Annotated in this window: 20 protein-coding genes; 8 read left to right on the top strand and 12 right to left on the bottom strand. The window is 73.3% G+C overall.

All coding sequences use genetic code 11. The features are described 5' to 3' along the window. Positions 1–50: 50 nt before the first annotated feature. Positions 51–689 carry a DNA-3-methyladenine glycosylase gene (locus AB0D28_RS16185; RefSeq protein WP_357386420.1) on the bottom strand — a complete coding sequence of 213 codons (639 nt, stop codon included), beginning with the start codon at positions 687–689 and terminating at the stop codon, positions 51–53. Between the two features lie 139 nt (positions 690–828). On the opposite strand from AB0D28_RS16185, the gene AB0D28_RS16180 reads away from it, so the two are divergent. Beyond that, complete coding sequence (locus AB0D28_RS16180) at positions 829–1,920, top strand: LLM class flavin-dependent oxidoreductase (protein ID WP_357386418.1); 1,092 nt, start codon at positions 829–831, stop codon at positions 1,918–1,920. Then, complete coding sequence (locus AB0D28_RS16175) at positions 1,917–2,546, top strand: CE1759 family FMN reductase (RefSeq protein WP_357386416.1); 630 nt, start codon at positions 1,917–1,919, stop codon at positions 2,544–2,546. Before AB0D28_RS16180 ends, AB0D28_RS16175 begins: the two co-directional genes overlap by 4 nt. A gap of 72 nt (positions 2,547–2,618) precedes the next feature. Here AB0D28_RS16175 and AB0D28_RS16170 read toward each other — a convergent pair whose 3' ends face one another. Continuing rightward, positions 2,619–3,503: a universal stress protein gene (locus tag AB0D28_RS16170; protein WP_357386414.1), complete on the bottom strand. Its 885-nt coding sequence runs from the start codon at positions 3,501–3,503 to the stop codon at positions 2,619–2,621. Positions 3,504–3,573: 70 nt separating this feature from the next. Further along, entirely contained in the window at positions 3,574–4,482 is a 909-nt protein-coding gene (locus AB0D28_RS16165) for a universal stress protein (protein ID WP_357386412.1), read from the bottom strand. Positions 4,483–4,640: 158 nt separating this feature from the next. Between AB0D28_RS16165 and AB0D28_RS16160 the strand changes: the two genes are divergently transcribed. Both AB0D28_RS16160 and AB0D28_RS16155 read left to right on the top strand, forming a co-directional pair. Beyond that, positions 4,641–5,111, top strand: coding sequence for a cyclic nucleotide-binding domain-containing protein (locus AB0D28_RS16160; protein WP_357386410.1), 471 nt, complete (start codon positions 4,641–4,643; stop codon positions 5,109–5,111). 115 nt (positions 5,112–5,226) lie between these two features. Continuing rightward, entirely contained in the window at positions 5,227–5,808 is a 582-nt protein-coding gene (locus AB0D28_RS16155) for a hypothetical protein (RefSeq protein WP_357386409.1), read from the top strand. A 95-nt stretch (positions 5,809–5,903) separates the two neighbouring features. Here the strand turns inward: AB0D28_RS16155 and pflA are convergent, their stop codons facing one another. The 5 genes from pflA to ppdK form a co-directional block, all read right to left on the bottom strand. Then, entirely contained in the window at positions 5,904–6,680 is a 777-nt protein-coding gene (pflA, locus tag AB0D28_RS16150) for a pyruvate formate-lyase-activating protein (protein WP_357386582.1), read from the bottom strand. Between the two features lie 5 nt (positions 6,681–6,685). Further along, positions 6,686–8,929, bottom strand: a complete 2,244-nt coding sequence (gene pflB, locus AB0D28_RS16145; protein WP_357386407.1) for a formate C-acetyltransferase — start codon at positions 8,927–8,929, stop codon at positions 6,686–6,688. 65 nt (positions 8,930–8,994) lie between these two features. Next, complete coding sequence (gene adhP, locus AB0D28_RS16140; RefSeq protein WP_357386405.1) at positions 8,995–10,005, bottom strand: alcohol dehydrogenase AdhP; 1,011 nt, start codon at positions 10,003–10,005, stop codon at positions 8,995–8,997. A gap of 161 nt (positions 10,006–10,166) precedes the next feature. Then, entirely contained in the window at positions 10,167–10,610 is a 444-nt protein-coding gene (locus tag AB0D28_RS16135; protein ID WP_357386403.1) for a hypothetical protein, read from the bottom strand. A gap of 12 nt (positions 10,611–10,622) precedes the next feature. Continuing rightward, positions 10,623–13,283, bottom strand: coding sequence for a pyruvate, phosphate dikinase (ppdK, locus tag AB0D28_RS16130; RefSeq protein WP_357386401.1), 2,661 nt, complete (start codon positions 13,281–13,283; stop codon positions 10,623–10,625). 133 nt (positions 13,284–13,416) lie between these two features. Here ppdK and AB0D28_RS16125 point away from each other — a divergent pair, with 133 nt between their 5' ends. The 3 genes from AB0D28_RS16125 (at position 13,417) to AB0D28_RS16115 (ending at position 16,067) form a co-directional block, all read left to right on the top strand. Continuing rightward, positions 13,417–13,920 carry a GNAT family N-acetyltransferase gene (locus AB0D28_RS16125; RefSeq protein ID WP_357386399.1) on the top strand — a complete coding sequence of 168 codons (504 nt, stop codon included), beginning with the start codon at positions 13,417–13,419 and terminating at the stop codon, positions 13,918–13,920. A gap of 9 nt (positions 13,921–13,929) precedes the next feature. Next, positions 13,930–14,565, top strand: a complete 636-nt coding sequence (locus AB0D28_RS16120; RefSeq protein WP_357386397.1) for a hypothetical protein — start codon at positions 13,930–13,932, stop codon at positions 14,563–14,565. Between the two features lie 146 nt (positions 14,566–14,711). Next, a complete protein-coding gene (locus tag AB0D28_RS16115; protein ID WP_357386395.1) occupies positions 14,712–16,067 on the top strand; it encodes a hemolysin family protein in 1,356 nt (451 codons plus the stop codon). A 44-nt stretch (positions 16,068–16,111) separates the two neighbouring features. Here AB0D28_RS16115 and AB0D28_RS16110 read toward each other — a convergent pair whose 3' ends face one another. The 4 genes from AB0D28_RS16110 to AB0D28_RS16095 form a co-directional block, all read right to left on the bottom strand. Further along, a complete protein-coding gene (locus AB0D28_RS16110) occupies positions 16,112–16,429 on the bottom strand; it encodes a PRC-barrel domain containing protein (RefSeq protein ID WP_357386394.1) in 318 nt (105 codons plus the stop codon). Further along, positions 16,416–16,796, bottom strand: coding sequence for a hypothetical protein (locus AB0D28_RS16105; protein WP_357386392.1), 381 nt, complete (start codon positions 16,794–16,796; stop codon positions 16,416–16,418). The genes AB0D28_RS16110 and AB0D28_RS16105 overlap by 14 nt, the downstream gene beginning before the upstream one ends. Then, complete coding sequence (locus AB0D28_RS16100; protein WP_357386390.1) at positions 16,793–18,019, bottom strand: divalent metal cation transporter; 1,227 nt, start codon at positions 18,017–18,019, stop codon at positions 16,793–16,795. Before AB0D28_RS16100 ends, AB0D28_RS16105 begins: the two co-directional genes overlap by 4 nt. A gap of 80 nt (positions 18,020–18,099) precedes the next feature. Beyond that, positions 18,100–18,483, bottom strand: coding sequence for a PaaI family thioesterase (locus AB0D28_RS16095; RefSeq protein ID WP_175438812.1), 384 nt, complete (start codon positions 18,481–18,483; stop codon positions 18,100–18,102). A gap of 107 nt (positions 18,484–18,590) precedes the next feature. Between AB0D28_RS16095 and tyrS the strand changes: the two genes are divergently transcribed. Beyond that, entirely contained in the window at positions 18,591–19,874 is a 1,284-nt protein-coding gene (tyrS, locus tag AB0D28_RS16090) for a tyrosine--tRNA ligase (protein WP_357386579.1), read from the top strand. Positions 19,875–20,398 lie beyond the last annotated feature (524 nt).

Raw genomic sequence — 20,398 nt, 5'->3', positions numbered from 1 at the left:
TGTCCACTAGACGCGCCGACGGGTGTTCCGGGTTGCGCGGAACGGCCGATTCAGGCCGGTGAGTTCCGCACCGGGGCGGCTGGCGCGGGGCGGCGGCGCGGGGTGTGCCGCCGGTAGACGCTCACGCTCGGCTCGTCCGCCAGCCAGAACCGCCACGGCAGGTCGTGCGCGGCGGCGACCCCGACGCGCGGCCCGGCCACGATCCGCGCCGGTTCGACCGGCTCGGCCGGCGGTGTCAGGAGCAGCGGTCCGCTGCCGTCGACAGCCGAGGTGCCGTTGGCGTCCCGCCCGATCCCGAGCGCGGTGACCAGCCGGGCCGGGCCCCGGGCCAGATCCCGGTCGGCGGCGCGCGGCCGGCGCTCGCGGGCGATCTCGACGCCGTCGACCACCTCGCCCGCGCGCAGCAGCACCGCCGCCGCCTCGCCGTCCCGGCCGCAGACGATGTTCGCGCACCAGTGCATGCCGAACACGAAGTACACGTAGACGTGCCCGGCGGGCCCGAACATGACCTTGTTGCGCGGCGTCGGCCCGCGGTGGGCGTGCGACGCCGGATCCTCGCCGGTGCCCGCGTACGCCTCGACCTCGGTGAGCCGGACGGCGACGCCCCCGGCCGACACGGTCCAGCCGAGCAGCGTCCGCGCGGTGCCGGCGACCTGCGCGGCGGGCGCGTCGAGCCAGGGGTACGTCATCGCGGCAAGGGTAGTCGGTGGGTGGCGCGTGATCCGGGCCACGCCGGCGCCCGCAGCAGGCGGAATAGTTGACTCGTCAAATATGTTGTGAGGAGCGATCCCGGGCCGACCGGTCCGGACCCCACGCGAGGAGCTGGTCATGCAGTTCGGAGTCTTCACCGTCGGTGACGTCACAGTCGACCCGACGAACGGGCGGCTGCCGTCCGAGCGTGAGCGGATCAAGGCCATGACCGCCATCGCGCTCAAGGCCGAGGAGGTCGGCCTGGACGTGTTCGCCACCGGCGAGCACCACAACCCGCCGTTCGTGCCGTCGTCGCCGACCACCATGCTCGGCTGGATCGCCGCGCGCACCGAGCGGCTGGTGCTGTCCACCGCGACCACGCTCATCACCACGAACGACCCGGTGAAGATCGCCGAGGACTACGCGATGCTCCAGCACCTGGCCGACGGCCGGGTGGACCTGATGCTGGGCCGCGGCAACACCGGCCCGGTCTACCCGTGGTTCGGGCAGGACATCCGCAACGGCATCCCGCTGGCCATCGAGAACTACGACCTGCTGCACCGGCTGTGGCGCGAGAACGTGGTCGACTGGAAGGGCCGGTTCCGTACGCCGCTGCAGTCGTTCACCTCGACGCCGCGCCCGCTCGACGGCGTGCCGCCGTTCGTCTGGCACGGCTCGATCCGCAGCCCGGAGATCGCCGAGCAGGCCGCCTACTACGGTGACGGCTTCTTCGCCAACCACATCTTCTGGCCCAAGGAGCACACCCAGCGGATGGTCGGCCTCTACCGGGAGCGGTACGCGCACTACGGCCACGGCTCGCCGGACCAGGCCATCGTCGGCCTCGGCGGGCAGGTCTTCATGCGCCGCAACTCCCAGGACGCGGTACGCGAGTTCCGCCCCTACTTCGACAACGCCCCGGTCTACGGCCACGGCCCGTCGCTGGAGGAGTTCACCAGGGAGACGCCGCTGACAGTGGGCAGCCCGCAGCAGGTCATCGACCGCACGCTGGGTTTCCGCGAGTACGTCGGCGACTACCAGCGGCAGCTGTTCCTGATGGATCACGCCGGGCTGCCGCTGAAGACGGTGCTGGAGCAGCTCGACCTGCTGGGCGAGGAGGTGGTGCCGGTGCTGCGCAAGGAGTTCGACTCGCTGCGTCCCGCGCACGTGCCCGAGGCGCCCACCCACGCGAGCCTGCTCGCCGCCGCGCCGGTGGGCGGGGAGCAGCGATGACCAGCCGTACCCTCGCGGTCGTCTCGGCCGGGCTCGGCCGGCCGTCGTCGACCCGCCTGCTCGCCGACCAGCTCGCCGCGGCCGCCCGCGACGAGCTGGCCGGCCGCGGCGCCACCACCGTGGAGCTGCGGACGGTGGAGCTGCGCGAGCACGCCCACGACGTGGTGAACCACCTGCTCACCGGCTTCCCGCCGGCCGCGCTGCGGCAGACGCTCGACGACGTGGCCGCCGCCGACGGGCTGATCGCGGTGACGCCGATCTTCAACGCCTCCTACAACGGGCTGTTCAAGTCGTTCTTCGACGTGGTCGACCGGGACGCGCTCGCCGGCAAGCCGGTGCTGATCGGGGCGACCGGCGGCACCGCCCGGCACTCGCTGGCGCTGGAGCACGCGGTCCGGCCGATGTTCGCGTACCTGCGGGCGGCGACGCTGCCCACCGCGGTGTTCGCCGCGCCCGAGGACTGGGCCGGCGACGACGGCGACAGCGCGCTGCGGTCCCGGATCCGCCGGGCCGCCGCCGAGCTGGCCGAGCAGGTGGACCGCCGTCCGCCCGCGACCGGCCCGGCCGACCCGTTCGCGCTCACCACCGACTTCGCCGACCTGCTCGCCGGCCGCGACCCGGCCTGACACCGGGGGGAGGCGGGCGCAACCCGGGCCGCCCCGGGCAGGCCGCACGCAGCGCGCGCGAGGCCGCGCGGGTCAGTCGTCGGCCGGCTCGGGCCGGTGGGCGACCAGCACCGGGCAGTGGGAGTGCTGCACCAGGGCCTGGCTGACCGAGCCGAGCAGCAGCCCGACGAAGCCGCCCCGGCCCCGGGAGCCGACCACCACGAGCGCCGCCTCGCCGCTCGCCTCCCGCAGGGCGGTCTCCGGCGAGGCCGCGGTCACGGAGCGCTCGGTCACCCGCAGGCCCGGGTGCGCCGCCCGGACCCGGGCCGCCGCGTCGGCGAGCAGCCCCTCCGCCTCGGCCCGCTCGGCGGTGGACGCCTCTGCCGCCACCTCCGGCGTGACCGCGCCGCGTTCCGGCGACCGGACGTGCATCAGGACCAGCTCCGCGTCGCGTCGCTCGGCCTCGTCGGCGGCCAGCTCGATCGCGTACGCGGACGGGTCGGAGCCGTCCACGCCGACCAGCACCGGGCCGTCCACCGGGATCGGCTGCTCCTCGGGACGGACGATCAGCACCGGGCAGTGCCCGTGCTGCGCGAGCTGACCGCTGACCGAGCCGAGCAGCAGGCCGGCGAAGCCGCCGACGCCCCGGCTGCCCACCACCACCAGCTCGGCGCGGCGGGACTCCTCGACCATCGTCGCGCCCGGACCGCCCGCCACCTGGCGTACCTGCACCCGCAGGCCCGGGTGCCGCTCGGCCAGGTCGGCGGCGACCGACTCCAGCATCTTCTCCGACTCCGCGGTGGGCGCCGGCACCCCCAGGTCGTACGGGTTGAGCGGCACCCCGTAGCCGAGCGGGTGCAGGTAGCCGTGCACCAGCAGCAACGGCCGGGAACGGGCGACGGCGGTCGCGGCGGCCAGGTCGGCGGCGGCAAGGCTGGACGGCGATCCGTCCACTCCCACCACGACAGGTCGGTTCATCTGGTGCTTTCCCTCCGGTCGGCTCAGGCCATTGTGGCGGTGCCGGCCCGGCCCGGGCCGGGGAACCGGCTCAGTGGGCCCGGTTCCCCCGGTGCCGGACGACGGCGAGCGGGCTGTGGCAGTGGTGCAGCACGGCGTGGCTGACCGAGCCGAGCAGCAGCGCACCGAGGCTACCGCGCCCGTGTGCGCCGACCACCGTCAGCTGGGCGCCGACGGACTCCTCGACCAGCACCCGGGACGGGGTGGCGGCGGCGACCAGCTTCGGCCGTACCGTCACCTCCGGGTAGCGCTCGGCCCAGCCGGCGACCGCCTCGGCCAGCACCCGCTGCTCGTCGGCGCGCAGCTCCTGCGGGTCGTACGCCAGCGGCACGACGTCGCCGAACGCCTCCCGGTAGGTGACCGGCTGCGGGTACAGCCAGGTGTGCACCACCACCAGTTCGGCGCCGCGCGCCGCGGCCTCGGCGAACGCGAAGCCGACCGCCTCGTCGGAGAGCGCCGAGCCGTCCACGCCGACCACCACCGGGCCGTCGGCGCGGGCCTCGCCCCGGGCCACGAGCACCGGGCAGTCCGCGCGGGCGGAGAGCTGCACCGCGGCGGAGCCGACCAGCAGTTCCGCGAAGCCGCCGAGTCCCCGGTGACCGAGCACGAGCAGCGCGGCGTCGCGGCTCTCCCGCAGCAGCACCGCGACCGGTCCGCCGTCGACCACCGCGCCGGTCACAGCCAGCTCGGCGTCGACCTTGCGGGCCTCGTCCACCGCCTCCTCGACCAGCTTCTCGGCCTCCTGACGCAGCTCGATGTCGGGCAGCACCGGGGCGACCATGCCCAGCGGCGTGCCGACGAGCGGCCAGAGGAAGGCGTTCACCACCCGCAGCGGCCGGTGCCGCAGCACCGCCTCGCGTGCGGCCAGCCGTACCGCGTCCAGCGCGGACGGGGAGCCGTCCACGCCCACCACGACGGGGGCACCGGTCCTGTCGGTCATCACGTCCTCCTTCGGTTCACCCTCAGCCTGCGCCGACGGCTCCCACCTGGGCAGAGTCGATCCGCCCGACCCGGCCGGGACCATCGGCCCCTACCGCCCGGGGCGGTGGCGGGGTGAAATGGAACCACTGCTCCCCTCCTGTCGATCCTGGAGGCGCGATGACCCCGCTGGAGATGCTCCGCGTCCATCCGTTCCTGGCCGGGCTGCCCGACGAGTGGCTGCCCCGGCTCACCGGCTACGCCCGCCCGGTGGTCTGGCACCCCGGGCACCGGCTGTTCCGCGCCGGCCAGCCGGCCGACCGGTTCTGGCTGGTCCGCGGCGGTCAGGTGGCGCTCGACTTCCCGGTGCCGGGTCGCGGTGACGTGGGCATCGAGACGATCGGGCCGGGCGGGGTGCTCGGCTGGTCGTGGCTGTTCCCGCCGTACCGCTGGCAGTTCGGCGCGGTCGCCACCCAGCGCAGCAACGCCGTCGAGCTCGACGCCGACGGGGTGCGCCGGCTGATGGAGTCCGACGACACGCTCGGCCGTCAGCTCACCAGCCGGTTCATGAGCGTGGTGGTGGACCGCCTCCAGGCGTCCCGGGTCCGGCTGCTCGACCTGTACGGCTATCCGACGTCCATGGCGGGCTGAGACCTCGCCCGCGCGGGTGTGGCCTTGACGGTTCACTCAATTCCCGGAATGCTGTCCGTCAATGCTCCACATCTTGGGGTCACGGGGGAACCACGGCCGCGAGGGTGTTCATTCGATGTCGCTGTCCGCCGCGGCGCGCACATACGCGTCCGGCGAATGGCCGACGAATCGTGGTGAGCTGTCCCTCTGTCGGCACGCTTCTTCGTGCTCCGGTGCGCGCAAGTCGCGCTCGAAGACGAAAGGAAGCACCTTGATCAGACGAGTCATCCGGGTCGCTGTCATGTCGGCGTTGCTGTTCGCGCTGCCGCACCTCGCCTCACCGGCCGCCGCCGAGCCGGCCGGCACCTCGGCGCAACTCCTCTCCGCCTGTTACGACGGTGCGGTGACCGGCTACGTGACGGCCGGTTCGGGCAAGGCCTACCTGCCGTCCTCCACGGGCTACTACACGACTTCGAGTCGCTGTGGCGACATCAACTTCAGCAACCGGTCGTACGACAACCAGAACATCAACGCGCAGATCCGCGTCTGCTTCGTCAGCGCCGGATACTGCCAGAGCACGTGGAAGCACTACACGTCGACCACCGGCGCCTGGATGGTCATCGCCTCCAATGTCGCCGACGGCACCCGATTCCGGCTCGAATTCACTTTCGCGTCGAACACGTGGGGCTCGCACTACGGCAACCTCATCGCCTACTGACATTGGACACGGTGAATTGCCGGGAGCGCGGTGCCGGCAATTCACCGCACGGCCGACCGGGCTCCCCGGTCGGCCGTGCGGCCCGTGCGGGCCGGTCAGGTGACAGTCAGGCCACGCTCGGCGAACTGCCCGCGTACCCGCTCCAGCAGCTCCGGGGTGGGCGGCGCGGTGTCCGCCAGCGGGAAGGTGAGGCCGAGCTCGGCGTACTTGTGCGCGCCGAGGCGGTGGAACGGCAGCACCTCGACCCGCTCGACGGTGGCCAGCTCGGCGGCGAAGTCCGCCACCCCGGCCACGTTGGCCTCGCCGTCGGTGAGGCCGGGCACCAGCACGAACCGGATCCAGACCGGTACGCCCCGCTCTGCCAGCCGGCGACCGAAGCGCAACGTCGGCCCGATCCGCCCGGTGCGGGTCACCTCCCGGTAGGTGGCCGGGTCGCGGGACTTCACGTCCAGCAGCACCAGGTCGGTGGCGTCGAGCAGGGCGTCATCGGCGCGGGCGCCGAGGAAACCCGAGGTGTCCAGCGCGGTGTGCAGCCCGAGCTCCTTGCAGCGGCGCAGCACCTCGCCGGTGAACCGGGGCTGTAGCAGCGGCTCCCCGCCGCTGATGGTGACCCCGCCGCCGGCCACCGTGACGAAGCGGCGGTAGCGCCCCACCTCGGCCATCAGCTCGTCGACGGTACGGCTGCGGCCGCTGCGCCGGTACCAGGTGTCCGGGCTGTGGCAGTACCGGCAGCGCAGCGGGCAGCCGGCGAGGAACGCCACGAACCGGGTGCCGGGCCCGTCCACCCCGATCGACAGGTCCCACGAGTGCACGCTGCCGGTGAGCGCCCCGCCGGGCCCGGGCCGGACCGGCCCGGGCTGCGGCGTCGACAGCGTGTTCACAGCGACCCGTGGAAGGTCCGCGAGACGACGTCCTGCTGCTGCTCACGGGTGAGCCGGACGAAGTTCACCGCGTACCCGGAGACCCGGACGGTGAGCTGCGGGTACCGCTCCGGGTGCGCCATCGCGTCCAGCAGCGTGGCCCGGTCCAGCACGTTGACGTTGAGGTGGAACCCGCCGGCGTCGGTGTAACCGTCGAGCACCCCGGCCAGGTTGGCGATCCGCTCGTCGCGGGTGTGGCCCAGCCCGTCCGGCGTCACCGTGCCGGTCAGCGAGATGCCGTCGCGGGCGGCGTCGTACGGCAGCTTCGCCACCGACAGCGCGGCGGCGACCAGGCCGTGGCTGTCCCGGCCGTTCATCGGGTTCGCCCCCGGCGCGAACGGCTCACCGGCGCGCCGGCCGTCCGGCGTGTTGCCGGTGTGCTTGCCGTACACCACGTTCGAGGTGATGGTGAGCACCGACATGGTCAGCTCCGCGTCGCGGTACGTGCGCTGCCGGCGCAGCTTCTCCGCGAACGTCTCGACCAGCCACACCGCGATCTCGTCCGCCCGGTCGTCGTCGTTGCCGTACGTCGGGAACTCGCCCTCGACCGCGAAGTCGACGGCCACGCCGGACTCGTCGCGCAGCACCTTGACCCGGCCGTACCGGATGGCCGACAGGCTGTCCACCGCGACCGACAGCCCTGCGATGCCGGTGGCCATGAACCGGCGCACCGGGTGGTCGTGCAGCGCCATCTCCAGCCGCTCGTACGCGTACCTGTCGTGCTGGTGGTGGATCACGTTCAGCGCGTCCACGTACGTCTCGGCCAGCCAGTCCAGCGTCCGGTCGTACGCGGCAAGCACCTCGTCGTAGTCGAGCGTCTCGCCGCCGACCGGCGCGGCCGGCGGGGCGACCTGCGCGCCGGACAACTCGTCCCGGCCGCCGTTGATCGCGTACAGCAGCGCCTTGGCCAGGTTCGCCCGCGCGCCGAAGAACTGCATGTCCCGCCCGACCCGCATGGCCGACACGCAGCAGGCGATCGCGGTGTCGTCGTCGTACGCGGGGCGGATCAGCTCGTCGTTCTCGTACTGGATGGCGCTGGTGTCCAGCGACACCTGGGCGCAGAACCGCTTGAACCCCTCCGGCAGGCGCGGCGACCAGAGCACCGTCAGGTTCGGCTCCGGCGCCGGGCCCAGGTTGTACAGCGTCTGGAGGTAGCGGAACGTGGTGCGGGTGACCAGCGGCCGTCCGTCCGTGCCCATGCCGCCGAGCGACTCGGTGACCCAGGTCGGGTCGCCGGAGAAGAGCTGGTCGTACTCCGGCGTGCGCAGGAAGCGGATGATCCGCAGCTTGATCACGAAGTCGTCGATCAGCTCCTGGGCGCCGCTCTCGTCCAGCCGCCCCTCGGCGATGTCCCGCCGCAGGTATGCGTCGACGAACCCGGCGGTGCGGCCGAGCGACATCGCGGCGCCGTTCTGCTCCTTCGTGGCGGCCAGGTAGGCGAAGTAGAGCCACTGGATCGCCTGCGCGCCGGTGGCGGCCGGGCGGGAGATGTCGAAGCCGTACGCGGCGGCCATCGCCTTCAGCTCACCGAGCGCGCGGATCTGCTCGGCCAGTTCCTCCCGGTCGCGGATCACGTCGTCGGTGCTGCGCCGCCCGTCCAGCGCCGCCTTGAGCGCGCGGCGCTCCTCGACCAGCCGGTCCACGCCGTACAGCGCCACCCGGCGGTAGTCGCCGATGATCCGTCCGCGCCCGTACGCGTCGGGCAGGCCGGTGATGACGTGCGAGCGCCGGGCCGCGAGCACGCTCTCCGGGTACGCGTCGAAGACCGCGTCGTTGTGGGTGCGGCGGTACCTGGTGAAGATCTCGTGCACGCACGGGTCCGGTTCGCGCCCGTACGCGCGCAGCGCCGTCTCCACCATCCGCAGCCCGCCGGCCGGCATGATCGCCCGCCGCAGCGGCGCGTCGGTCTGCAACCCGACGATCAGCTCCCGCTCCCGGTCGATGTAGCCGGGCGCGTGCGAGGTGATCGTCGACGGGGTGGCCGCGTCGACGTCGTACACGCCGCGCCGCCGCTCCTCGCCGAACATCTCCTTCAGCCGGTCCCACACCGCGAGGGTGCGCGGCGTCGGCCCGGTCAGGAACGACGCGTCCCCGGTGTACGGCTCGTGGTTGTGGCGGACGAAGTCGGCCACGTCTACTGTCTCCTGCCACGCTCCGGCGTGGAATCCACGCCAGGGGGCCAGGGGTTCGGTGGCGGTCATGTCGGTCCTTCCCGGGGCGTCGACTGTGGGCCCGGTCCCCGCCGGCGCGGGGACCGGGGCGGGGTTCAGGGCTGGAGCACGAGCCGGGCGGCGACCCGGCCGGCGAGGACGTCGTCCACCGCGTCGTTGATCTCGTCCAGCTTGCGGATCTCGTAGACGACCCGGGTGCGGCCGGCGGCGTGCAGCGCGAAGACCTCGGCCAGGTCGGCGCGGGTGCCGACGATCGAGCCGCGCACCGTGATGCCCTTGAGCACCGTCTCGAAGACGGGCAGGGTGATCGCGTTGTCGGCGGGCAGCGACACCAGCACCAGCCGGCCGCCGCGACGCAGCGAGCGGTGCGCCTGCTCGATCACCCGGGGGCTCGCGGCGAGCACGATCGCCACGTCCACGCCGCCCAGGGCGGTGATCCGCTCGACCGGGTCGGTGGTGGCGGCGTCGACAGTGTGGGCCGCGCCGAGCGAGGTGGCCAGTGCCAGCTTCTCGGCGGTCACGTCGACCGCCACCGTCTCGGCGCCGAAGATCTGCGCGTACTGCTGGGCGAGGTGACCCAGGCCGCCGATGCCGAAGATCGCGACCCGTTCGCCCGGCCGTACCCCGGCGACCTTGACGGCCTTGTACGTGGTGACGCCCGCGCAGGTCAGCGGCGCGGCCTCGAACGGGTCCACGCCGTCGGGCACGCGCACCGCGTACCGGGCCGAGGCGACCGCGTACTCGGCGTGCGCGCCGTCGATGCTGTAACCGGTGTTGCGCTGCGACTCGCACAGCGTCTCCCAGCCGGTCACGCAGTACGCGCAGGTCCCGCAGGCCCAGCCGAGCCAGGGCAGCGCGACCCGGTCGCCGACGGCGTGCTCGGTGACGCCGGGGCCGACCTTCTCGACCAGGCCGACGCCCTCGTGCCCGGGTACGAACGGCGGGGTGGGCTTCACCGGCCATTCGCCGCGGGCGGCGTGGATGTCGGTGTGGCAGAGTCCGCTGGCTTCGATGCGGACCAGGATCTCGCCCGGGCCGACCTCCGGCACGGGACGCTCGGTGATCTCCATCGGACGGTCGAACGCGGTGACGACACTGGCGCGCATCGGGGGCCTCCCTCTGTCTCGTTCTCCCCTCAAGCGTCGTCCGGCCGGGCGCGGACGGGCAGGGGCGCAGGACCACGGAGACCCGGGACCAACGGCCCCTCCGGGGCCGCAACGGCGGTACGGCCGCCGGTGACGTACCGGCGGCCGTACCCCTGGGGTGCTCAGCGGTCGACGACCAGGCGGCGGGCCCGCAGCAGGCGCGCCCACCGGGGCCGGTGGTCCGGGCGCAGCCGCGGCGCCGGCACGCCGCGCAGGCTGACCCATCCGCCCGGTCCCATGGTGACGGTGCCGACCGACGGCGGGCGGCGCCGCGACCACAGCGCCACGGCGGCGGTGAGCGCGGCCACCGCGAACGCGCCGGTGGCGGCGGCGACGAGCCGGTCGGGTTCGACCACGCGCCGGTAGCGGACCCGGCCGCCGGCCGCGACGAACACGCCCACCGGGTGGCCGTCGCGGTTCACCGGCACCAGCGCGGCGTCGCCGGGCAGTTCCAGCACCGGGCCCACCGGCCCGGCCGGGGCGGGGGCGGGCGCCGCGGCCGGCGGTGGCGCGGGCCGGGGGACCGGCGTCACAGCCGGGCCGGTCGGGTTGAAGATGGCGGTCATGGCACTGCCCTCCTAGCGGGAGTCGGACTTCTCGGTACGGGCCGCGACAGCGGCCCGCCCGGCGGCCAGCCGCGCCACCGGCACCCGGTACGGCGAGCAGGACACGTAGTCGAGCCCCGCCTCGGCGAAGAACCCGATCGAGTCCGGGTCGCCGCCGTGCTCACCGCAGACACCGACGGTCAGCTCCGGCCGGGCCGCCCGCCCCTCGGCGACGGCGAGGCGGACCAGCCGGCCGACCCCGGCGGCGTCGATGCTCTCGAACGGCGACACCGGGAAGATCCCCCGGGCCAGGTACGCGGGGAAGAACGCGCCCTCCACGTCGTCCCGGGAGAACGCCCAGGTCATCTGCGTCAGGTCGTTGGTGCCGAAGGAGAAGAAGTGCGCCTCGGCGGCGATCTCCCCGGCGGTCAGCGCCGCCCGGGGCGTCTCGACCATGGTGCCGATCGGGATCTCCGGCGCGCCCGGCACCTCGGCCAGCACCCGCCGCGCCTCGTCCGCCACCGCGGCGAGCTCCCGCACGTCACCGACCAGCGGCACCATGATCTCCGGGCGCGGGTCACCGCCGGCCCGGACCCGCTGCGCGGCCGCCTCGGCCAGCGCCCGCACCTGCATCGCGAACAGCCCCGGCACCACCAGTCCGAGCCGCACGCCGCGCAGCCCCAGCATCGGGTTCGTCTCGTGCATCCGGCGCACCGCCGCCAGCAGCACGCCGTCGTGGCCCGGCTCCTCGCCGCGCGCCTGCGCGCCCGCCACCCGGGCGGTCAGCTCGGCCAACGGAGGCAGGAACTCGTGCAGCGGCGGGTCGAGCAGCCGGACCGTGACCGGCAGCCCGTCCATCGCGGTGAGCAGCCCGAGAAAGTCGGCGCGCTGCAACGGCAGCAGTTCGTCCAGCGCCGCGCCGACCTCGGCCGGGCCCTCGGCCAGGATGAGCCGCTCGACCAGTTCCCGGCGCTCGCCGAGGAACATGTGCTCGGTGCGGCACAGCCCGATCCCGGCGGCGCCCAGCTCGCGGGCGCGGCGGGCGTCGTCCGGGGTGTCCGCGTTGGCGCGGACGCCGAGCGTGCGCACCGCGTCGGCGTGCCCGAGCAGCCGGTGCACGGCGGCGACCAGCGGGTCGGCCTCCGGCCGCAGCTCACCGGTCAGGTAGCGGGCCACCGGGGACGGCTGCACCGGCACCTCGCCGAGCCAGATCCGCCCGCTGGTGCCGTCGATCGAGATCACGTCGTCGGCCCGCACCACCCGCTCGCCGACAGTGAACTCGCCGCGCTCGACGTCGATGCCCAGGGCCTCGGCCCCGCAGACGCAGGTGCGGCCCATGCCCCGCGCCACCACGGCGGCGTGCGAGGTCTTGCCGCCGCGCGAGGTGAGCACCCCGGTCGCGGCGATCATGCCGGGCAGGTCGTCCGGGTTCGTCTCCGGCCGGACGAGGATCACCGGTCCGTCGGCCGCAGCCGCGGCGGCGGAGTCGAACACCACCCGCCCGACGGCCGCGCCGGGCGAGGCGCCGACGCCGACCGCGATCGGCTCGGGCGCGCCGGCCGTGTCGAAGGCCGGGAACATCAGCTGGGCGAGCTGCGCCCCGGTGACCCGGGTCAGCGCCTCGTCGGCGGTGATCAGCCCCTCCTCGGCCAGTTGCGCGGCGATCACGAACGCGGCCGCCGCGGTGCGCTTGCCGACCCGGGTCTGCAGCATCCACAGCCGGCCGCGCTCGATGGTGAACTCGACGTCGCACAGGTCGCGGTAGTGCCGCTCCAGAGTCGTCATGATCTCCCGCAGCCGGTGGAAGCTCGCCGGGTCCAGCCGTTCCAGCTCGGTCAGCGGCACCGTGTTGCGGATGCCCGCCACCACGTCCTCGCCCTGCGCGTCGGTCAGGTAGTCGCCGTACACGCCGGGGGCGCCGGTGGCCGGGTCACGGGTGAACGCGACACCGGTGCCGGAGTCGGAGCCGAGGTTGCCGAACACCATCGCCATCACGTTGACGGCGGTGCCCAGGTCATCCGGGATGCGCTCCTGCCGCCGGTAGATCCGGGCCCGCTCCGAGTGCCAGGACTCGAACACCGCGCGCACGGCCAGGAACAGCTGCTCGTGCGGGGCCTGCGGGAAGTCGTGCCCGACGTGCCGAAGGAAGATCTTCTTGTACGTCTCGACCAGGTCGTGCAACTGCCCCGCGCTCGGCCCGTCCGGCCCGGCGGTGGCCCGCAGCGCGGCCAGCTCGTGCTCGAACTCCTCGACCGGGATGCCGTGCACGGTGCGGCCGAACATCTGGATCAGCCGCCGGTACGAGTCCCAGGCGAACCGCTCGTCGCCGGTGCGCTCGGCCAGCCCGACGACTGTGGTGTCGTTGAGCCCGATGTCGAGGATCGTCTCCATCATCCCCGGCATCGAGTACCGGCCGCCGGAGCGCACCGCCAGCAGCAGCGGGTCACGCGGGTCGCCCAGCCACCGGTCCAGCCGCGCCTCCACCTCCCGCAGATGCGCGTTCATCTCCTCGTACAGGCCCGCCGGCGGCGCCCCGGTGGCCAGGTACGCCCGGCAGGCGTCGGTGGTGACGGTGAACCCGGGCGGCACCGGCAACCCGAGCCGGGTCATCTCGGCGAGGTTGGCGCCCTTGCCGCCGAGCAGGTCGGCCCGGCTGCGGTCACCTTCGATGAAGTCGTAGACGTACTTCGACATGATCCGGCCTCCTCGACTGCGTCGTTACACCTCCTTGGTAACCGGGCCGCCCGGCCGGACGTCAGGGCCGGACGGGACACACACCGGGCCGGAGGTCCCGACCGTGTCGGTGGGTCCACGTATCGTTCCGGCCGTGACCGACCACCTGCTGCTCCGCCCGGTGCGCGACGACGACCTGCCCGCCTTCTTCGCCCACGAGCAGGACCCGCAGGCGAACTGGATGGCCGCGTTCGGCCCGCAGGACCCGTCCGACCGGGCCGCGTTCGAGGCGCACTGGGCGCGCATCCGCGCCGACGAGCGCATCGTGAACCGGGCCGTCACCGTCGACGGAGAGCTGGTCGGGCGGGTGGCGGCGTTCCCAGTCGGCGAGCAGACCGAGGTCAGCTACTGGATCGACGCGGCGCACTGGGGGCGCGGCCACGCCACCGCCGCGCTGCGCGCGCTGCTGCGCGAGGTGCCGCGCCGGCCGCTGCGCGCCCGCGCCGCGAAGGACAACGCCGCCTCGCTCGCGGTGCTGCGTAAGTGCGGCTTCGTCGTGGTCGGCGAGGACTCGGGGTACGCCCCGGCGCGCGGCGCCGAGGTCGAGGAGTACGTGCTGGAACTGCCCGCCGAGGGGTCTGACCAGGCAGGCGGCTAGTCTCCCCGGGTGAACTGGCTGGAACTCGTCGGCTGGGCCGGCTCCGCGCTGCTGGTCTGGTCCCTGCTGCAGACCCGGATCCTGCGGCTGCGCGCGCTCAACCTGGTCGGCTGCCTCATCCTGATCGGCTACAACGCCGCCGTGCAGGTCTGGCCGATGGTGGGGCTGAACGTCGTGCTCACCGTGATCAACGTCTGGTACCTGCGCAAGCTGCTGGCCACCCGGCACGACGAGCAGACCTACCAGGTGGTCGAGGTGGGCACCGCTGACGCGTTCCTGGCGCACACGCTGCGGGTGCACGCCGCCGACATCGCCCGGTTCAACCCGGGCTTCCGCTGGGACCCGGCCGCCGACGACCGCTCGGCGTTCCTTGTCGTACGCGCCGACGAGGTGGTCGGCGTGATGCTCTCGCACGCCGAACCGGGCGGCGTGGCCCAGATCGACCTGGACTACGTGACCCCGCCGTTCCGCGACTTCACCCCGGGGGAGTTCGTCTACCGGCGCAGCCGGCTGTTCACCGACCGGGGCTTCCGCCGGGTGGTCAGCCCGCCCGGCATGATCGCCCCGTACTACCACCGGCTCGGGTTCCGCCCGGAGGGCGGCGCGTACGTGCTCGACCTGCCGGTCCCCGCCACGCGGGGGTGAATCGCGGCGCTCCCGCCCGGCGCTCAGTGATCGCACAGGATTCAGGCGCGGGCCCGCGGGGCAACAGAGGGCCACGCCGACCGGATCTGCCGGCCGGCGGGTCGGCCGTCGGCCGACCCGGATCGGGCCGAGGGAGATAACCGGTCGTGCAGAGCTACTGGAGCCAGCTTGCCCTGGTCGGTGTGCTGGTGATCCTCAACGCGGTGTTCGCCGGCAGCGAGATGGCGCTGGTGTCCCTGCGCGACAGCCAGGTGCAGCGGCTGGAGCGCAGCAGCCGCGGCGGACGGACCCTCGCCCGTCTCGCGAAGGACCCGAACCGGTTCCTGGCCACCATCCAGATCGGCATCACACTCGCCGGGTTCCTGGCCTCCGCCGCCGCCGCGGTGTCGCTGGCCCGGCCGCTCGTCCCGCTGCTGGGCGTCTTCGGCAACGCCGCCGAGACCGTCGCCATCGTCGCTGTCACGCTGGTGCTCACGTTCGTCACGCTCGTCTTCGGCGAGCTGGCCCCGAAGCGGATCGCCATGCAGTCGGCCGAGCGGTGGGCGCTGCTGGTGGCCCGCCCGCTGGACGTGCTCTCCAGCGTCACCCGGCCCGCCGTCTGGCTGCTGGGCGCGACCACCGACCTGGTGGTACGCCTGTTCGGCCTGGACCCGAAGGCCGAGCCGGACGAGATCGGCCCGGACGAGCTGCGCGACATCGTGGCCGGCAACCACGGCTTCACCAAGGAACAACGCATGATCATCGCCGGTGCGGTGGAGATCGCCGACCGGCAGCTGCGGGCGGTGCTCGTACCCCGGTTGCAGGTCTTCACGCTCGACAGCGGCACCACCGCGGAGGCCGCCCGGCTCGTCCTGGCGGCGACCGGCCACTCCCGGGCGCCGGTGGTCCGCCACGGCGGCCTGGACGAGGCGGTGGGCGTCATCCACCTGCGGGACCTGGTCGGCGTCTCCGACGACCGGCCGGTCGACGAGATCGCCCGCCCGCCGATGCTGCTGCCCGACTCGCTGCCGGTGGTCGACGCGCTGCGCCAGTTCAAGGCCGAGCGGCAGCACATCGCGCTGGTGGTCGACGAGCGCGGCGCGGTCGACGGGATCGTGACGCTGGAGGACATCCTGGAGGAGATCGTCGGCGAGATCTACGACGAGACCGACCGGGACCTGCGCGCCGTGCGCACCGAGGCCGACGGCACGCTCGTGCTGCCCGGCACGTTCCCGGTGCACGACCTGACCGACCTCGGGGTGGAGCTGCCGAACCGGCCCGCGGGCGACTACACCACCGTCGCCGGGCTGGTGCTGATCTGCCTCGGGCACATCCCGACGGTGGCGGGGGAGCAGGTCACCGTGGACGGCTGGGAGTTGTCGGTGGCCGGCGTCGACCAGCGGGCGATCACCGAGGTGCACGTCCGCCGCCGCAGCCGCGGCGAGGACTCGGCGGACGACGACACCACGGGCGACGCGGCCGACCCGGCCGACGCCCCCGAACTCGACGACGCCCGTCGCTGACCGGCGCCGGTCGCGGGCTGCCCGGCGCGCCGCCGCCCGGGGCCTCAGCGGCCTCCGGCCGGCGGGCCGAACGGGAAACCGGGCACCGGCGGCAGCAGCTGCACCGCGTCGGCGGGCAGTTGACGGGTGCTCCGCCCGACCAGCCGGGCCGTCACCCGCAGCAGCCACGGCCCGGACGGATGCAGCTCGGGGCCGATCAGCCGGCTGATCACCCGGGTCCACCAGTGCCCGGCGACTATCACGTCGGTGATCCGCAGCCGGTCCGGCGGCCACCCGCCGCGCACCACCACGTCCACCACCCGGCCCAGCCGCCGCCCGTGCAGGTCGTACGCGGTGCGGCCGAGCAGCTCACCCGCTCGCACGGCCGGACCCCGGGATCCGCTCGATCAGGTGCCGGCGCAGCCACGCCTCCACCGGCGACGGCGGCAGGTCCGCCGCCGGGCAGCGCAGCCGCACCGCGCTGTCCACGCGGGCGACCTGCGACAGCGGTACGCGCAACGGCGGTACCGGCGGGTCGTCGGTGAACCGGTCCGCCACCGCCACCAGCAGCCGCCCGATCCGGCCGCCGATCCGCTCCCCGAGCGCGCCCTGCCCGGTGAGCAGGCAGTCCACGTACGGGACGCCGTCGTCGTCGATCGCGAACGCGATGTCGTCGACCCGTCCGACCAGCAGCCCGTCCACGTCGACGATCTGCCGGTCGAGCAGCCGCTTGGCGAGCTGAACCCTCATGGCCCCATCCCCGTCATGATCGCCAGTGGGATCGCGGCCACCGAGGCCGCGACGATGAGCAGCAGGAACACCGCGCCGAGCAGGTTCGTCCACCGCCCGTTGACCCGGTCGCCGAGATACCCGCGGTCGTTGGCGACCACGAGGATCGGCAGGTACGTCAGCGGCAGCACCACCGCGCTGAGCACCAGCATGTACTCGGTCAGCCGCACCGGGTCCACCGTCGTCATCAGCATCACCACGCCGAGCAGCAGCCCGACCAGCAGCACGCTGTGGAACCGGGCCGCCTCCCGGGGGCGGACCCGCTTGCCCCACTGCCACCCGAAGTACTGCGCCGCCGCGTACGCCGCCGACAGCCCGGTCTCCAGCGCCGCGCCGAACGTCACCGCGAAGAACGCCAGCACCGCGGCGGCCAGGCCGGCCCCACCGAGCGCCGTCGCCACCGGCCGCGCCACCTCGTCGAGCGTGCTCAGCGACGCCCCGGACGGGTGATAGGCCACCGTCGCCACGGCGACCAGCGACAACGCCAGGAACCCGCCCACCGGGAAGCCGATCAGCACGTTCGAACGGGCCCGCGCCAGGTCCGCCGCGCCCCACCGCTCCTCGACGCCGCCGGAGGAGAAGAAGAACACCTCGTACGGGCTGACCGTGGAGGCGAACAGCGCCACCGCCACGAACCAGTAGAGCGGCCAGCCGTGCCCGGACGCGCTGACCTGCCACGCGCCCCGGCCGAGTTCCGGCCAGTCGGTCGGCAGCGCCACCAGCGCGACAGCGAACACCAGCAGTGCCAGCCCGGCCAGGCCGAAGATCCGTTCCATCAGCTCGAACCGCAGCCGCCACAGCACCAGCCAGACCGCCAGCGCGGCGAGCGGCACCCAGAACAGGTGGCTGAGCCGGGTCGCCAGTTGCAGCGCCAGCGCCACACCGCCCAGTTCCGCGGCGAGCGTGACCACCGTGACCAGCCACGACGCGACCAGGTTGAGCAGGGCCACACGCGGACCGAGCCGCTCCCGGACCAGATCGAACACCGCCCGCCCGCTCACCGCCGCGATGCGTCCGGCCATCTCCGCGTACGCGGAGATGCCGACCACCCCGGCCAGCAGCACCCAGGTGTGGGCCATGCCGAACAGCGCGCCGGCCTGACTGGCCGCCACCAGGTCGCCGATGTCGACGAAGCCGCCGACGGCGGACAGGACGCCGAGCGTGGCGGCGAACAGCTTCCTCACGTCGGGCCGGGAGCGGACGTCCTCACCGAGGCGACGATATCGGCGTTACTGCGCCTTTTGGGCCGAAACAGCCAGCCGGGTCAGGCGGCGGTGAGGTTCTGCAGCCGTACCTGGCCGCGCGCCACCAGCCGGCCGTCGGCGTCGGTGATCTCCACCAGCCAGAGTTGCTGGCTGCGGCCCCGGTGCACGGGCGTGCCGACAGCCGTCAGTTCGCCGTCGCGCACCGCGCGCAGGAAGTCCGTCTGGTTCGACACCCCGACCACGTTGCCCTTGTCGCCCAGCCAGAGCGCGCCGCCGATGCTGGCCGCCGTCTCCACCACCGAGCAGTAGACGCCGCCGTGCTGGATCCCGTACGGCTGGTGCAGCTCCGGGCGTACCTTCCAGCGGATCACCACCCGGTCCCCGCTGACCTCGTCGAACGTCAGGCCCAGCAGGGCCACGAAGCCACCGGTCAGGTTCGGCATGTCCACCGCTGTTCCTCCTCGCGTTCGACGGCGCCGCCAGCCTAGTCGGCCGCACCTCGGCAAACCCGGTACGGGCCGGTCCCGGTAATGGGGGAGAATCGGTGACCGTGACCGACAGCAACCTCCCGCCGGGGCGGGACTCCCTGACCGACGACCTGCTGTGGCGGGGCCTGATCCAGGACTCGACCGGCCTCGACGAACTGCGCGAGCTGCTCGACGGCGGGAGCACCACCTTCTACGTGGGCTTCGACCCCACCGCGCCGAGCCTGCACATCGGCAACCTGATGCAGGTCGTGATGGCCCGCCGGCTCCAGCAGGCCGGGCACCGTCCGCTGCTGCTCGTCGGTGGCGCCACCGGGCAGATCGGCGACCCGAAGGAGAGCGCCGAGCGGACGCTGAACCCGCCCGAGGTGATCGCCGGCTGGGTCGAGCGCATCCGCGAGCAGCTCTCGCCGTTCGTCACGTACACCGGGGAGAACGCGGCGCAACTGGTGAACAACCTGGACTGGACCGGCGAGATGTCGGTGGTGGAGTTCCTCCGGGACGTCGGCAAGCACTTCCCGGTCAACAAGATGCTCGCCCGCGAGGTGGTGAAGGCGCGGCTGGAGACCGGCATCAGCTACACCGAGTTCAGCTACCAGCTCCTGCAGGCCAACGACTACTTCGAGCTGCACCGCCGGCACGGCTGCCGGCTGCAGTACGGCGGCTCCGACCAGTGGGGCAACATCACCGCCGGGGTGGACTACGTCCGGCGGCGCGGCGCCGGTCCGGTGGAGGCGTTCACCACGCCGCTGGTGACGAAGGCCGACGGCACCAAGTTCGGCAAGAGCGAGACCGGCACGGTCTGGCTCGACCCGCAGATGACCAGCCCGTACGCGTTCTACCAGTTCTGGGTCAACGCCGACGACCGGGACGTCAGCCGCTACCTGCGGTACTTCAGCTTCCGCTCCCGCGAGGAGCTGGAGGAGCTGGAGAAGGCCACTGCGGAACGGCCGCAGGCGCGCCTGGCCCAGCGGGCGCTCGCCGAGGAACTGACCACGCTCGTGCACGGCGAGCGGGAGATGGCCCAGGCGGTGGCCGCGAGCCAGGCGCTGTTCGGGCGCGGCTCGCTCGACGAACTGGCGCCGGAGACGCTGCGCGCCGCGCTGACCGAGGCCGGCCTGGTGCACCTCGACGAGCTGCCGGACGTGGCAGGCCTGCTCAAGGAGTCGGGCCTGGTGCCGAGCATGAAGGAGGCACGGCGGGTGATCGCCGAGGGCGGCGCGTACGTCAACAACACCCGGATCGCCGAGGTGGACGCCACCGTCTCCGCGGACGACCTGCTGCACGGCCGGTACCTCGTGCTGCGCCGGGGCAAGCGCTCCTTCGCGGGTGTTGAGCTGCGCAAATAGTCGCCCCTCCATTGTGTGACGCGGGACGCGCCCAGCGGATTTGACGATCACTCCGCTGGGCGCGTAACTTTCTCTCTGCCAGCGCGGAACGGACGAAACAGGGCGAAAGACCTGATAGGCCGGAGCGCAGGACCTGAGAACCGGGTGGTGCCCCGGATTCGCCGGGAGGCGGATTTGGCGAGGCGGAACCGACCGGGTAAGGTTGTCGGCCGGTAGGGAAACGGACGAGCCAGCGGGAAACCGCGGGCGGCCGGCCTACCGAATTCCTCGGAACGACCGGCGGAAGCCGGTTGAATCGGGGTGCCCGGTAAAAGGGTGTGACGCACGACAAACCGGTTGACACCGGTTTGACACGGCAGAAACCACCGGGTAACGTAGTAAAAGTGCCCGGCGCGAGAGCGGCGGGTGTTTGAACGAGATGCCCCGGCTGGGGGTTCCGCTGATGTGGGGCCTTGTGGTTGGTGTGTGGTTGTTCTTTGAGAACTCAACAGGGTGCTTGTAAAGCCAGTGCCAATTGTTTTATA

It is taken from the genome of Micromonospora sp. NPDC048169, assembly GCF_040652815.1.
Classification (GTDB): domain Bacteria; phylum Actinomycetota; class Actinomycetes; order Mycobacteriales; family Micromonosporaceae; genus Micromonospora.
The sequence above is the reverse complement of the archived record's forward strand: the minus strand, read 5'-3'. Positions and strand labels throughout refer to the sequence as shown.